Consider the following 14,242-nt stretch of genomic DNA (forward strand, 5'->3'; position numbering starts at 1 on the left):
CCCATGGGTGGACAGGGGTGATCCTGGTGGACGAGACGAGGAGGGCTCCCGTGGGTGAGAGCAAGCGGCGCATGCTGGCCGGTGAGTGGTATCTGCCCGACGACCCCGAACTGGCCGCCGACACCGAGCGCCGGATCGCGCGGTGCGCCGCCTACAACGCGGCGGGCGGCGCCCCGCCCGCCGAACGGCACCGGCTGCTCGCCGCGTTGCTGGGCGAGGTCGGCGAGGACGTACGGATACGGCCGCCGTTCCACTGCGACTTCGGCTACAACATCGCCATCGGCGCCGGTACGTTCGTGAACTTCGGCGCGGTCTTCCTGGACACCGGCCGGATCACCGTGGGCCGGGACGTCCAGATCGGGCCGAACGTCCAGCTCCTCACCCCCACGCACGAGCTGGACGCCGAGCGGCGCCGCCAGGGGTGGGAGAAGGCCGAACCGGTGACCATCGGGGACAACGTGTGGCTCGGCGGCGGGGTGATCGTCTGCCCGGGCGTGAGCATCGGGGCGGACACCGTGGTGGGCGCGGGGTCGGTGGTCACCCGCGACCTGCCCGGCGGGGTGCTCGCCGTGGGCAACCCGGCCCGGGTGGTGCGACGGCTCGGCTGAGCGGGACGGGGGATCGGGGGCCGGGCAGGGGCTCTGGTGGGGCGGGGGCCGGGGCTCGGGGACTCGGGGCAAGGGCCGGAGTTCGGGGCAGCCCGGCGGCGCGCGGGGGCTGGGGGCAGCCCGGCGGCGCGCGCTCGGGGCGGCGCGGGGGATCGGGGGCTCGGGGCGGAGCAGGAGCGGAGATCGGGGCAGCTCGGCGGCGCGGGCGCTCGGGGCGGGGCGGGCGCTCGGGTGGAGCAGGCGCCGGGGCTCGGGGCAGCTCGGCGGCGCGGGGGCTCGGGGGCGCCGTGGAGGCTCAGGGCGGCGCGGAGGCCCAGGGCGCCGTGCGGGCACTCGCAGCCGCACCCTCACCCGCCCCCGCCCGCTCCTACCCCGCCAGGCTCAGCAGGCTCAGGTGCCAGCGGTGGGCGCCGCCGGTCAGGGTGACCGTGGACAGGGGGCGGACGTCGACGTTCCAGTACGCCGACGGGGGCGCGTTCAGGGTGTACACCAGCGCCGCCCGCACGACGGCGGGTTCGGCCACCGCGACCATCGCGCCGTCCTCGGCGGGCCGGGTGTCCAGCCAGGCCCCTATCCGGGCGATGAACCCGAGCAGCGGCTCGCCGCCGTGCGGGGCCGCGCGCGGGTCCGCGAGCCAGGCGTCGACGGCGTCGGGCTCCCGGGACGCGACCTCGGCCAGGGTGTAGCCGCGCCAGCGGCCCATGTCGCAGTCGCGCAGCGCGGGCTGGACCATCGGCGCGTACCCCAGGGCCTCCCCGGTGGCGCGGCTGCGCGTGGTCGGCGAGCAGTAGCGCAGCTCGGCCGCGCCCAGCGGCACCAGGGAGGGCGCGGCGAGCGCGACCTCGTGCCGGGCCGCCCCGTCGAGCGGGCGGTCGTCGGCGAAGCGTTCGACCGGCAGCGCCGAGCAGCGCGCCGCCGCGACCATCGTCAGCCGGACCGTCATGGCCGTGATCGTGCGACCGGACGCGCGGTCGGTCAAGGGGTCGCGGCGCCCACCTCGTCGTAGGCGGTCCGCAGCCGCCGTACCCCCTCCTCGATCTCGGCCCGGCCCGCCACGCCCGCGAAGCACAGCCGCAGGTGCGCGGCGGGGGGTTCGGCGCTGAAGTAGGGGCGGCCGGGGGCGACCGCGACGCCCGCCCGCAGGGCCGCGGCGGCCAGCGCGGCCTCGGGGGTGCCGTCCGGCAGCCGCAGCCACAGGTGGTAGCCGCCGGAGGGCAGATGGGGCACGGCGGGGCCGGGCAGATGGCGGGCCAGGGCGGTCGCCATGGCCTGGCGGCGCTCACCCAGTTCCTGGGAGACGGCCCGCAGATGGCGGGGCCAGGCCGGGGAGCCGACCAGTTCGAGGGCCGTCTCCTGGAGCGGGCGGGGGACGAAGAAGCTGTCGACGACCTGGATCGCGCGCAGCCGCTCCAGGACCGGGCCCCGGGCCGCGAGCGCGCCCACGCGCAGGCTCGGCGAGGCCACCTTGGTGAGCGAGCGGACGTGCACGACCACGCCGTCGGGGTCGTCGGCGGCGAGCGGCGCCGGCAGCGGGCCCGCGTCCGCGTGGACGAGCAGCCGCGCGAAGTCGTCCTCGACGACGAACGCCCCGAACTCCCGCGCCACCCGCAGCACTTCGGCCCGCCGGGCGGGAGCGAGCACCGCGCCCGTGGGGTTCTGGAAGAGCGGCTGGCTCACCAGGACCCGCGCCCCGGTGGCCCGGAAGGCGGCGGCGAGCAGGTCGGGCCGCACCCCGTCGGTGTCGACCGGGACGGGCACCGGCCGCAGCCCCGAGGCGCGGGCCACCGCGAGCATGCCGGGATAGGTCGGCGACTCCACGAGCACCGGCGCGCCCGGCGCCGCGAGTGCCCGCAGCGCCGTGGTGAGCGCGGACTGACCCCCGGCGCAGATCAGTACCTCGGCGGCGGTGACCGTGCCGCCGATCTCGCGGGCGAACCAGTCGCGCAGCTCGGTCAGCCCGTCGGTGGGCGGCCGTCCCCAGGCGCCGGGGCGCCGCCCGGCGCGGGCGAGGGCGGCGGCCATCGCGCGCTCCGGCTGGAGGGTGGGGGCGAGGTAGCCGCCGTTGAACTCGATCACCCCGGGCGGCGGTGCGGCGAGGGTGGCCAGGACCCCGGAGGCGTCGACGGCGCGGGGCACCGCGTCGGTGGCGCCCTCCGCGCTGAGCGAGACCTCCTGCCAGGAGGTGTCGCCGGGGCGGGTCGCGGACGTGCGGGGCTCGGCGCGGAAGACGCCGGCGCCGGGCCGGGTGACGACCAGGCCCTCGGCGGCGAGCCTTGCCAGCGCCCGCGAGACGGTCACCGGCGAGACCCGGTACTGCTCGACGAGCGCCCTGCTCGACGGCAGCTTTCCTCCTACGGAGTAGCGGTCGAGGTCGTCTTTGAGGATGGTCGCCAGGTCGGCCACACTGCTACGCTCGTGCATGACAGCACAGGATAGCGCTACCGCTCGCACGACGATAGCGGTCGAGAGCCGCCCAGCTCGTACTGCGGCCCCGGCCGCGACCGTGACCGCCGTACCGACGCCCTCCCCCGACGCCCGGCACGGCGCGCTCCTCGCCGGACTCGGCGTCGTCGCCTTCTCCCTCACCTTCCCCGCCACCGCCTGGGGGCTGGAGAGCTTCGGGCCGTGGTCGCTCGTCGCCGTCCGCAGTCTGCTCGCCGGTCTGCTCGCGGGCGCCTTCCTGCTGGTCGGCCGGGTGCCGCTGCCCGCGCGCCGGCACTGGGCGGGGCTCGCGGTGGTCGCGGCCGGCACCGTCGTCGGCTTCCCCCTGCTGACCACCCTGGCCCTGCGGACGTCCACGACCTCGCACGCGGCGGTCGTCGTCGGCCTGCTCCCCCTGACCACGGCCGCGCTCTCGGCGCTGCGGACCGGCCGCCGGCCCTCCCGTGCCTTCTGGGCGGCGGCGCTGGCCGGAGCCGGGGTGGTGCTCGCCTTCACCGTGCAGCAGAGCGGCGGCGCCCTCTCCGCCGGCGACCTCTACCTCTTCGCCGCCCTGCTGGTCTGCGCCGCCGGGTACACCGAGGGCGGGCGCCTCGCCCGGGAGATGCCGGGCTGGCAGGTGATCGGCTGGGCGCTGATCCTCACCCTGCCGCTCGCCGTCCTCGGCTCGGCCGCGGCCCTCGCCGCCGAGCCGGTCCACCTGGGCGCGCACGGCGTCCTCGGGATGCTGTGGGTGGCGGCCGGCTCGCAGTTCTTCGGGCTGTACGTCTGGTACCGGGGCATGGCGGCCATCGGGGTGCCCCGGGCCAGCCAGCTCCAGCTGGCGCAGCCGCTGCTGACCCTGGTCTGGGCGGTCCTGCTGCTCGGCGAGCACCTCTCCCCCGCCGCCCCGCTGGCCGCCGCTGGCGTGCTGGTCTGCATCGCCGTGACCCAGCGCGCGGCGGCCTGAAACCGCCGACACGCCGCCGTCCACGGCCCGTTCACACGGGTACGCCCCGGTCCCGCCGCCCTAGAATGGGGCCATGCGAGCGAGCGTGGGCGACCGGCTGCTGGTCCACGGCAGAACCGTCGGACAGCACGACCGGAGCGTGGAAGTCATCGAGGTCCTGGGCCCCGACGGGTCACCGCCGTACCGGGTGCGCTTCGAGGACGGGCACGAGACCCTAATGTCCCCGGGTCCCGACACCGTCGTCAGGCCCTTCACGGACGACTAGTACGAAGACGGCCGGCCGGCCGGGCGGCTGGGCGGCTGGGACCAGGACGGCCGGGCGGCGCGGTCATGGCCGCACCCGGCCGGGATAGTGGTCCGCGACCACGCGCGCCATCGCGCCGATGCGGTCCTCCGCCACGTCCTTCCCCGAGAAGAAGCAGTGGCCCCGCACCGAGGGGTACCGCCGGGCGAGGGTGAGGTGACGGGAGAGCTCGGCCGGGTCCTGCCAGGCGGGCGGCTGCGCCGGGTTGCCCGCCTTGTACAGGGCCTCGCCGATGATCAGCTGGGTGCCGCTGCCCCGGGCGACCGCGTCCCACCAGGGCACCAGGGCCGCGTAGTCGGCGGCCTGGAAGCCGATGTTCCAGTACACCTGCGGGCAGATGTAGTCGATCCAGTGCTCGCGCACCCACTTCCGGGTGTCGGCGTGCAGGTCGTCATAGGTCTGCACCCCGGCCGTGGTGGGCGAGCCCAGCGGGTCGGTGGCCGCGTTGCGCCAGACCGCGAAGGGGCTGATCCCGAACTTCACCCGGCCCCGGATCCGCTTGATCCGCTCCGCCGTCTCCCGGACGAGCCGGTCGATGTTGTCGCGGCGCCAGGCGGCCCGGTCGGGGAAGTCCGCGCCGTAGCGCTCGTAGGCGTCGTCGTCCGCGAAGGTCTGCCCGGCGACCGGGTACGGATAGAAGTAGTCGTCCCAGTGCACCGCGTCCACGTCGTAGCGCGCGACCGCGTCCAGCATGGCGTCCTGCACGAAGCGGCGGACCTCCGGCAGGCCGGGGTTGTAGTAGAGCTTCCCGCCGTAGGCGACGACCCAGTCGGGGTGCACGCGCGCGGGGTGGGTCGGCACGAGTCTGGAGGGGTCGGTGTGGTTGGCCACCCGGTACGGGTTGAACCAGGCGTGCAGCTCCAGGCCGCGCCGGTGGGCCTCGCGGACGGCCGTGCCCAGCGGGTCCCAGCCCGGGTCCTGACCCTGGACACCGCTGAGGTACTGGCTCCACGGCTCGTACGGAGAGGGCCACAGGGCGTCGGCGGTGGGGCGGACCTGGAGCGCCACCACGTTCAGCCGCAGGGCGGCGGCCCAATCCAGGTGCGCGATGAGCTCGGCCTCCTGCCGCTCCGGGGGCAGACCCGGTTGCGAGGGCCAGTCGAGGTTGGACACCGTCGCCAGCCACACCCCCCGGAACTCCCGGGGGCGCGGCGCGTGCCAGGGGCGGCCGGAACCGGCGGCCGCGAGGGGGCCGGGCCCGCCCTGCGCGGCGGCCGCGTCCGCTGTGACCAGGGCGTTCACCGCGCCCGCCGTACCGGCCGCGAGCGTCGCCGCCAGCAGTCCCCGCCGAGTGATCCGTCCCACTTGGTGCCCCCCTCGTCGCCGAGAATGTCCGGTGTTGCGCACAGCATGCCCGCCCCACCCCCTGATCCCACGCAGGCGCGGAGTAACGTCGTGGGGCCGGGTCGGGCGCCGGACTCATACGGGGGACCCGCCGGGACTTTTCTGTCAGAAGCGAAAGGCACGAAGTGACGGACCCTACGGCAGATATTGCACGCGTCGGAGTGGTGGGCTGCGGCCAGATGGGGGCCGGCATCGCCGAGGTCTGCGCCCGTAGCGGCCTGGACGTGAAGGTCGCCGAGACCACCGGCGAAGCCCTGGAGATCGGCCGTACCCGGCTGCACAACTCCCTGTCGAAGGCCGCCGAACGCGGCAAGATCACCGAGGAGGAGCGCGACGCGACGCTCGCCCGGCTGAGCTTCACCACCGACCTGGGCGAGTTCGCCGACCGTGACCTGGTCATCGAGGCCGTGGTGGAGAACGAGCAGGTCAAGACCGAGATCTTCCAGGTCCTCGACCAGGTGGTCACCCGCCCGGACGCTATCCTGGCCTCCAACACCTCCTCCATCCCGCTGGTGAGGCTCGCGGTCGCCACCTCGCGGCCCGACCAGGTCATCGGCATCCACTTCTTCAACCCGGCGCCGGTGCAGAAGCTCGTCGAGCTGATCCCCGCGCTCACCACCTCCGAGGGCACCCTCAGCCGGGCCCAGGCCATGGTGGAGAAGGTCCTCGGCAAGCACGCGATCCGCGCCCAGGACCGCTCGGGCTTCGTGGTCAACGCGCTCCTCATCCCGTATCTGCTCTCCGCGATCCGGATGTTCGAGTCGGGCATCGCCAGCCGTGAGGACATCGACAACGGCATGGAGCTGGGCTGCGCCCACCCGATGGGTCCGCTCAAGCTGTCCGATCTCATCGGTCTGGACACGGTCGCCTCGGTGGCGGACTCGATGTACGACGAGTTCAAGGAGCCGCTGTACGCGGCGCCTCCGCTGCTGCAGCGCATGGTGGACGCGGGACGCCTGGGGCGTAAGACCGGCTCCGGTTTCTACACGTACGCCTGAGCACCGCGAGACGGCTGACGCCGGGCCCGGCTCCTCTGCGTGAGGGCCGGGCCCGCCGCGTTCACACCCGGTGTGCGGCGCGAGCACGCATATGCTCTTCGCACACTCTCCCGCCCCGGGAGCAGGGCGAGTTGACTCCTTGGCGAAAAGTCAATGGCATTCCGCCACAACGACGAAGGAGCCTCGCCGTGCCGAGCGACCCCGGCCTACCGATGGCCGTCGACGAACTGTTCGAGTTACGCCGTTCCCTGGAAGTGGGCCTGGCCCGCATCGACGGGCAGTTGACGCTGCTCACCCACCGCGACGACCAGAGCGAACGCGAACTGGCCGAGCTGGGCACGCGGCTGTCGTCCCTGGAGCACACGAGGTGGCCGCTGCCCGCGCTCACGGCGGTCACCGCCCTCGGCGCGCTGGCCGTCGCCGTCTGGCAGGCGCTGGGGCGGTGAACACCGGCGGACGGCGGCGGTCAGCCGTCGCCGAGCCGCAGATGGTGCAGGAGCAGGAGTCCGGCCGCCATGTTGGCGGCCGGGACCTCGCCGCGGGCGATCATGTCGGGTACCAGTTTGAGCGGGACCCACTCGCGCCGCGACGACTCGAAGTCGTCCTCGGGGTGGCCGATGTACTCGGCCGTCTCCGACCAGTAGAGGTGGTGGCGGGCGTCGATGAGCCCGTTGGCGGGCTCGACGGTGAGGAGATGGCGCAGCGGGCCCGGCCGCCACCCCGTCTCCTCCTCCATCTCCCGGGCGGCCGCGGCCGCGATGTCCTCGCCGTCCTCGACGACCCCCGCGGCCAGCTCCCAGCCCCAGCTGTCGGTGATGAACCGGTGCCGCCACAGCAGCAGCACCTCGTTCGCCTCGTTGACCGCGGTCGCCACGGCGACCGGGCGGAGCCGGATCAGGAAGTGGTCGAGGTGCCGCCCGTCCGGGAGAGCGACATCGGCGAGATTGACGCGGAACCAGCGGTTCTCATAGACAGTTTGCTCACTCAGGTTCGTCCACTGCACGTTTTTGCCACCTTCCGACAAGAGGATGGCAATATCGCAGCAGGCACGCGCTCACAGGGGAACGCGCAGTGCCCCGTCGATCAGCTCGGCGGCTTCCTCGGCGCCGGCGCAACCGCTCTCGACCAGGTGCTCGCGTACGACGCGCAACCGGTCGCGAAGGCGCTGCGACTCCATCCCCCGGGCCCGCTCGGCCATCTCGACCGCCGTCGCGACGGCCCGGTCCGCCTCGCCCTGCCGGAGCTCGATCTGCGCGAGCACCGCCAGGCGGTGCACTCTGCCCCGGTCGTGCGAGGGGGCGTGCGCCGCCAGTCCCGCCTGCTCGCGCGCGGCCGGCAGATCGCCGAGCAGCAGCAGCGCCTCCGCCACCTGGACGTTGACCAGGCCCGGCTGGACGTAGCCGGTCTCGGCGGGTTCGTTCTTCGGCCGGATGCGCTCGGCGGCCCGCTCGGCGCCGCGGATCGCGTCGAGCGCGCTGCGCCCGTCGCCGAGGTGGGCGTACGCCTTGGCCTGCATCGCGTGCAGATCCGCGGCCAGCGCCGCGGTGAGCTGGTGGCCCGCCGCCCGCAGCGCCGCCTCCGCGAAGGCGACCGCCTGGCGGTAGTCGCGCATGAACAGCGACTGGTTGACCAGCAGGGCGATCACATACGCGCCGAGCCCCCGGTCCCCGCTCGCCTTCGCCAGCCTGAGCGCCTGGTGGAAGTAGCGCTGCGCCAGGCCCTGGGCGTTGGAGTCGTACGCGCAGATCCCGGCGATCGCGACCAGTCCGCCGGTCGCCCGGTGCAGCTGGCGGCCGGTCGCGTCGGTGTAGCAGCCGCGCAGCAGCGGCGCGGTCTCGGCGTTGAGGAAGCCCACGATGCGCGAGCGGGTGGCGATGCCCCCGGCCTTGCGGTACATCAGCTCGTAGTGCGCGCGGGCGGCCCGCAGCATCTCGATGTCGCTCTCCCCCACCGCGGTCTGCCCGTGCCGGGACACGTCGGTGTCCTCCGGCGGGTTCTCCCACTCCCACACCGGCATCACGGCCGGGGTGCCGGTGACCGCGGGCGCGCCCAGTATGTGCGGGCGCTGCTGCTCGTCGGAGCGCCACAGGGCGGTGGCCCGCTCCACGAACCCGGCGAGCGGCGAACCCACGGCCGTGGCCGGTTCCCCCGGCACGCCGAGCCCGATGTCGTCGAGGGTGACCGGCCGGTGCAGCCGGGCCGCGAGCACCTCGCAGATCAGGTCGGGCACCTGTCCGCGCGGCCGCTGGCCCTTCAACCACCGGGCCACCGCGGTGTGTTCGTATTTGAGTGCGAGACCCCGGGCGCGACCGGCCTGGTTCACGTGGGCCGCCAGCCCGGCGTTCGAGATGCCCGCCTCGTCGACCAGCGCGTCGAGCAGGGTATTGGGCTGCATCAGGCCCTCCGTTGGCTCGGTGGACCCAGCGTAGAGGAGGCGCGTTCACACGGGGTGTGATGGGAGTGCTCGCATTTATGCGCCGCGCACTCTGCCGCCGTGGTGGGGCTCCCGATTGACTGAACTGCCTCTCCACAGAGGCGTGCCGGGCCGCCGGCTCCCCCTCGTACAGTGCGGCGGCCCGCTCCCGGCGCCGCCGGTCCTGCCGAACTGCCCGTCACTCCGCGGCAGGGCCGACGGCGCACGCCCGCCCGGTTCAGTGCCGGGCCCGCGCGGGGGGAACGGCAGCGGGCTGCGCGGGCACGCGCACCCGGTCGTTGCGCAGCACCATCAGCGCCACGTCGTCGGCGAGCCGGCCGCCGGTGTGCCGCAGCAGCTCCCGCTGTACGCGGTGGACCACCGCGGCGGGCGAGAGCGGGGTGTCCAGGGCCGCCCGGGCGAGTACTTCCTGCAGCCGGAAGAACCGCCCGGCGCGGTCCCGGGCATCCTCGGCGCCGTCCGTGTGCAGGCACAGCGCCTCCCCCGGCAGCAGCCGGGTGCAGTGGTGCAGCGGCAGGTCGGCGGGGAGGGGGAAGGAGCCGAGCGGCGGCAGCGGGTCGCCGGGCAGCAGCGCCTCGGCGCCGCCGCACAGCCGATAGGGCCAGGGGTGGCCGCAGTTGAGGCCGACCACCAGGCCGTCGGCGCGGATCTCCAGGAGCAGTACGGTCACGAACTCCTCGGCGAGCGGGCTCTCCGGCTCTCCGGTGCGGGACGCCGGGTGCTCGGTACGGGCGCGCTCGCGCAGGTGCCGTTGCAGGGCCCGCTCCAGGCGCCGCAGCACGCCCGCCAGCTCCGCTTCGTCGTGGGCGGCCTCGCGGAAGCTGCCGAGCACCGCCGCGACCGCGCCGAGCGCGCCCAGGCCGTGGCCGCGCACGTCCCCCATGACGACCCGCACCCCGTACGGCGTGGCCATCACCTCGTACAGATCGCCGCCGACCACCGCGCCGCGGCCCGCGCAGAGCTGGCCCGCGGCCACCGCGAGCCCGGCCACGCGGGGCGGCGGCGGGCGCAGCAGCACCCGCTGGGCGGCGTCCGCGACCTCCCGTACGAGCCGCAACTCCCGGGCCGCGCCCAGCCGTACCCCGTGCACCAGGCAGACCACGGCGATCAGGAAGGCGGCACAGGTGGCGATCCGCAGGCCCAGGGAGTCGTCGGTGACCAGCGGGCAGGTCAGCTGCCAGACGACGACCAGGACCAGCCACAGGACGGGCAGCGCCAGCGCGAGGCCACGCCCCGTGCCGAGGGCTCGCGCGCACGCGGCGGTCCGACTCCCGGTACGGATCATGCCGTCGGCCCCCCTGGCCTCTGCGCCGCTCGCCCCTGCCCCGGCCTTCACGGCCGGGTCGATTCTGTCCAGGAGCCGCCCCTGTTTGCGTACATCGCTCCCCGTTCTCACCCGAACGAGTGAGAAGGGAGGGATTCCGGGAGAGCGGCGCGCGGGGAGGGGCGCGGATGCCGGAAGGGCGCGCCCGGGATCCGGACGCGCCCTTCCTCACTGCTGTGCGGGAGTCACGCCCCGCGGAGCACCGCTCCCGTGCGCTCGGCGGCCAGGGCCACCGCCGCGTCGCGGGCCGCCGTGGCCTCCTCGACGGTCAGCGTGCGGTCGGGGGCGCGGAAGCGCAGCGCGTACGCCAGCGACTTCTTGCCCTCGCCGATCTGCTCACCGGTGTAGACGTCGAACAGCCGGATGGACTCCAGGAGTTCACCGGCGCCGCCGCGCAGGAAGTACTCGACGACCGCCGAGGGGACCTCGGTGTCGACGACCAGCGCCACGTCCTGGGTGGCCACCGGGAAGGTGGAGATCCGCGGCGCCCGCAGGGCGCCCTCCCCCGCCTTCGCCAGCAGGTCCAGGTCGAGCTCCATGGCGCAGGTGCGCTCGGGCAGGCCCAGCGCCTTGACCACGCGCGGGTGCAGCTCGCCCGCGTGGCCGATCGCGACGATCTCCCCGTCGATGACGACGGACAGCTCGGCACAGCGGCCCGGGTGCCACGGCCCGTACTGGCCCTGCTGGACGATGAGCTCCGCGCCGGCCTCGCGGGCCAGGGTCCGGGCGGCCTCGACCGCGTCGGCCCAGTCCGCCGGACGGCCCCTGCCCCACCAGCCGGCCTGCTCGCGCGCCCCGGCGAGGACCACGGCCGCGTGCCGGGGCTGCGCGGGCAGCACGGCGTCGAGCGCGGCGATCTCCTCGTCGGTGGGGCGGCGGTCGACGGGAAGCCGGACGGCGACGCCCTGCCGCTCGGCGGGCTGGAACACCAGACCCGTCTCGAAGAGCGCCAGGTCGTGCCCGCCGCGGCCGGCGTTGCGGCGCAGCGCGGTGAGGAGCCCCGGCAGCAGCGTGGTGCGCAGCGCCGGCTCCTCGTCGTTGAGCGGGTTGACCAGCTTCACGACGCGGCGGGCGGGGTCGTCCGCCTCCAGGCCGAGCTGGTCGAAGACCTGCTCGGAGACGAACGGGTAGTTCGGAGCCTCCACGTAGCCGGCGCCGGCGAGCGCGCGGCCCGCCCGGCGGTGCAGCCGCTGGCGCTCGGTGAGACCGCGGCCGGCGGGCGGCTTCGGCAGGGTCGAGGGCAGGTTCTCGTACCCCTCCAGCCGGATGACCTCCTCGGCGAGGTCGTTCGGCTCGGTGAGGTCGGGGCGCCACGAGGGCACGGTGACGACGAGTTCGTCCTGCCCGTAGACGTCGCAGCCGATCTCCTGGAGGCGGCGCACGACGGTCTCGCGGCCGTACTCCACGCCCGCCACCCGGTCCGGGTGGTCGGCGGGCAGGGAGACGGTGCGCGGCGCGGAGGGCGCGAGGACCTCGGTGACGCCGGCCTCGGCGGTGCCGCCCGCGAGCAGCACCAGCAGGTCGACGGTCCGCTGGGCGGCCGCGGAGGCGGCCTGCGGGTCGACGCCGCGCTCGAAGCGCTTGGAGGCCTCCGAGGACAGCTTGTGGCGGCGCGCGGTGCGCGCGATGGCGACCGGGTCGAAGTGCGCGGCCTCGATGACCACCTCGGTGGTGCCCCGGACCTGTCCGGTCTCGGGATCGGTGACCGAGTCCGCGATCTCGGTGTTGGCGCCGCCCATCACACCGGCGAGGCCGATGGGACCCCGGTTGTCGGTGATGACCAGGTCGGCGGCGTCCAGCTTGCGCTTGGCGCCGTCGAGGGTGGTGAGCACCTCGCCGGGCTCGGCGCGGCGGACGCCGATCGGCCCGTCGACCAGGGTGCGGTCGTAGGCGTGCAGCGGCTGGCCCAGCTCGATCATCACGTAGTTCGTGACGTCGACGGCGAGCGAGATGGGGCGCATCCCGGCCTTCTGGAGCCGGCGCTGGAGCCAGATCGGGGAGCGCGCCTCGGGGTCGAGGCCGACGACGGTGCGCGCGGTGAAGCGGTCGCAGCCGATCGGGTCGGCGATCTTCACCGGGTAGCCGTACGAGTTGGGCGCGGGCACGTCGAGGAGCGCCGGGTCACGCAGCGGCAGGCCGTAGGCGATGGCGGTCTCGCGGGCCACGCCGCGCAGCGACAGGCAGTCGCCGCGGTTGGCGGTGACGGCGATGTCCAGGACCTCGTCGACGAGCTCCAGGAGCTCGATGGCGTCGGTGCCGGCCTCGTGCTCGGGCGGCAGGACGATGATGCCACCGCTGCCGTCGTCGCCCATGCCCAGCTCGTCGCCGGAGCAGATCATGCCGTGCGAGGTCTTGCCGTACGTCTGGCGCGCGGCGATGGCGAAGTCGCCGGGCAGCACGGCGCCGGGCAGCACCACGACGACCTTGTCGCCGACCTGGAAGTTGCGCGCGCCGCAGACGATCTCCTGCGGCTCACCGGTGCCGTTGGCCGTGCCGACGTCGACCGTGCAGAAGCGGATGGGCTTCTTGAAGCCCTCCAGCTCCTCGATGGTCAGCACCTGGCCGACGACCAGCGGGCCCTTGAGCCCGGCGCCGAGCTGCTCGACGGTCTCGACCTCGAGACCGGCGGAGACGAGCTTGGCCTGGACGTCCCGGCCGGTCTCCGTCGCCGGCAGGTCGACGTACTCCCGCAGCCAAGAAAGCGGGACCCGCATCAGATCTCCATCCCGAACGGCCGGGTGAACCGGACGTCACCCTCGACCATGTCTCGCATGTCTTCGACGTTGTGGCGGAACATCAGCAGGCGTTCGATGCCGAAGCCGAAGGCGAAGCCGCTGTACTTCCCGGGGTCGACACCGCAGGCGGTGAGCACCTTCGGGTTGACCATGCCGCAGCCGCCGAGCTCGATCCAGCCCTCGCTGGAGCAGGTGCGGCAGGGGCGGTCGGGGTTGCCGACGGACTCGCCGCGGCAGACGTAGCAGACCATGTCCATCTCGGCGGACGGCTCGGTGAACGGGAAGAAGTTCGGCCGCAGCCGGGTCTTCATGTCCTGGCCGAAGAGCGACTGGACCATGTGGTCCAGGGTGCCCTTGAGGTCCGCCATGGTCAGGCCCTCGTCGACGGCGAGGAGCTCGACCTGGTTGAAGACGGGGGTGTGCGTGGCGTCCAGCTCGTCCGTGCGGAAGACCCGGCCGGGGCAGATCACGTAGACCGGCGGCTCGCGGTCGATCAGCGAGCGGATCTGCACCGGGGAAGTGTGCGTGCGCAGCACGACGCCGGAGTCGGCTGAGCCGTCCGGGCCCTCGACGAAGAAGGTGTCCTGCTCACCGCGGGCCGGGTGGTCCGGGCCGATGTTGAGCGCGTCGAAGTTGAACCACTCGGCCTCGACCTGCGGGCCCTCGGCGACCTCGTAGCCCATGGCCACGAAGATGTCCTCGATGCGCTCGGAGAGCGTGGTCAGGGGGTGGCGGGCGCCGGCCGGTACACGGTCGTACGGCAACGAGACGTCCACCGCCTCCTCGACCAGGACGCGCGCGTCGCGCTCGGCCTCCAGCTCGGCCTGGCGGGCGGCCAGGGCCTTGTTCACGGCGCCGCGGGCCATGCCCACGAGCTTGCCGGCCGCGGCCTTGGCCTGCGGCGGCAGGGCGCCGATCTCACGGTTGGCGAGCGACAGGGGCGAGGTGCCACCGGCGTGCGCGGTCTTCGCGTGTGCGAGGGCGTCGAGATCACCGGCCGCGGCGAAGGCGGCGAGCGCCTCGTCCCGCATGCGCTCGATCTCTTCCGGTTTCAGCGCCTCGACCTCAACAGGGTCGTACGACTTATTGGGTGCTGACATCTCTTCC

Annotated in this window: 13 protein-coding genes; 5 read left to right on the forward strand and 8 right to left on the reverse strand. The window is 74.3% G+C overall.

Annotation, left to right across the window (positions count from 1 at the left end):
* Positions 1 to 50 precede the first annotated feature (50 nt).
* Complete coding sequence (locus tag ABZ404_RS22475) at positions 51 to 608, forward strand: sugar O-acetyltransferase (protein WP_358835577.1); 558 nt, start codon at positions 51 to 53, stop codon at positions 606 to 608.
* A 367-nt stretch (positions 609 to 975) separates the two neighbouring features.
* Here ABZ404_RS22475 and ABZ404_RS22480 read toward each other — a convergent pair whose 3' ends face one another.
* Both ABZ404_RS22480 and ABZ404_RS22485 read right to left on the reverse strand, forming a co-directional pair.
* Positions 976 to 1,551: a histidine phosphatase family protein gene (locus ABZ404_RS22480; protein WP_358835232.1), complete on the reverse strand. Its 576-nt coding sequence runs from the start codon at positions 1,549 to 1,551 to the stop codon at positions 976 to 978.
* 32 nt (positions 1,552 to 1,583) lie between these two features.
* A complete protein-coding gene (locus ABZ404_RS22485; protein WP_358835231.1) occupies positions 1,584 to 3,029 on the reverse strand; it encodes a PLP-dependent aminotransferase family protein in 1,446 nt (481 codons plus the stop codon).
* Here ABZ404_RS22485 and ABZ404_RS22490 point away from each other — a divergent pair.
* Positions 3,028 to 3,996 carry a DMT family transporter gene (locus ABZ404_RS22490; RefSeq protein ID WP_358835230.1) on the forward strand — a complete coding sequence of 323 codons (969 nt, stop codon included), beginning with the start codon at positions 3,028 to 3,030 and terminating at the stop codon, positions 3,994 to 3,996. The genes ABZ404_RS22485 and ABZ404_RS22490 overlap by 2 nt on opposite strands.
* A gap of 73 nt (positions 3,997 to 4,069) precedes the next feature.
* Complete coding sequence (locus ABZ404_RS22495) at positions 4,070 to 4,261, forward strand: DUF1918 domain-containing protein (RefSeq protein ID WP_358835229.1); 192 nt, start codon at positions 4,070 to 4,072, stop codon at positions 4,259 to 4,261.
* Positions 4,262 to 4,324: 63 nt separating this feature from the next.
* Here ABZ404_RS22495 and ABZ404_RS22500 read toward each other — a convergent pair whose 3' ends face one another.
* Complete coding sequence (locus ABZ404_RS22500) at positions 4,325 to 5,605, reverse strand: family 10 glycosylhydrolase (protein WP_358835228.1); 1,281 nt, start codon at positions 5,603 to 5,605, stop codon at positions 4,325 to 4,327.
* 164 nt (positions 5,606 to 5,769) lie between these two features.
* On the opposite strand from ABZ404_RS22500, the gene ABZ404_RS22505 reads away from it, so the two are divergent.
* Positions 5,770 to 6,642, forward strand: coding sequence for a 3-hydroxybutyryl-CoA dehydrogenase (locus tag ABZ404_RS22505; RefSeq protein WP_358835227.1), 873 nt, complete (start codon positions 5,770 to 5,772; stop codon positions 6,640 to 6,642).
* 188 nt (positions 6,643 to 6,830) lie between these two features.
* Positions 6,831 to 7,088, forward strand: coding sequence for a hypothetical protein (locus ABZ404_RS22510; RefSeq protein ID WP_358835226.1), 258 nt, complete (start codon positions 6,831 to 6,833; stop codon positions 7,086 to 7,088).
* A gap of 20 nt (positions 7,089 to 7,108) precedes the next feature.
* Here the strand turns inward: ABZ404_RS22510 and ABZ404_RS22515 are convergent, their stop codons facing one another.
* The 5 genes from ABZ404_RS22515 to pheS all read right to left on the reverse strand — a co-directional run bounded on the left by ABZ404_RS22515 (position 7,109) and on the right by pheS (position 14,235).
* Complete coding sequence (locus ABZ404_RS22515) at positions 7,109 to 7,645, reverse strand: NUDIX domain-containing protein (protein WP_358835225.1); 537 nt, start codon at positions 7,643 to 7,645, stop codon at positions 7,109 to 7,111.
* 51 nt (positions 7,646 to 7,696) lie between these two features.
* On the reverse strand, positions 7,697 to 9,037 hold the full coding sequence (locus tag ABZ404_RS22520) for a transcriptional regulator (RefSeq protein ID WP_358990725.1): 1,341 nt from the start codon (positions 9,035 to 9,037) through the stop codon (positions 7,697 to 7,699).
* Between the two features lie 256 nt (positions 9,038 to 9,293).
* The gene (locus tag ABZ404_RS22525; RefSeq protein ID WP_358835223.1) at positions 9,294 to 10,361 is read right to left on the reverse strand and encodes a PP2C family protein-serine/threonine phosphatase; all 1,068 of its coding nucleotides are present in this window, start codon (positions 10,359 to 10,361) and stop codon (positions 9,294 to 9,296) included.
* Positions 10,362 to 10,585: 224 nt separating this feature from the next.
* Positions 10,586 to 13,114, reverse strand: a complete 2,529-nt coding sequence (gene pheT / locus ABZ404_RS22530; protein WP_358835222.1) for a phenylalanine--tRNA ligase subunit beta — start codon at positions 13,112 to 13,114, stop codon at positions 10,586 to 10,588.
* Entirely contained in the window at positions 13,114 to 14,235 is a 1,122-nt protein-coding gene (gene pheS, locus ABZ404_RS22535) for a phenylalanine--tRNA ligase subunit alpha (RefSeq protein ID WP_358835221.1), read from the reverse strand. The genes pheT and pheS overlap by 1 nt, the downstream gene beginning before the upstream one ends.
* Positions 14,236 to 14,242: the final 7 nt, after the last annotated feature.

Origin of the sequence: Streptomyces sp. NPDC005878 (assembly GCF_040629815.1) — a bacterium.
Lineage (GTDB): Bacteria > Actinomycetota > Actinomycetes > Streptomycetales > Streptomycetaceae > Streptomyces.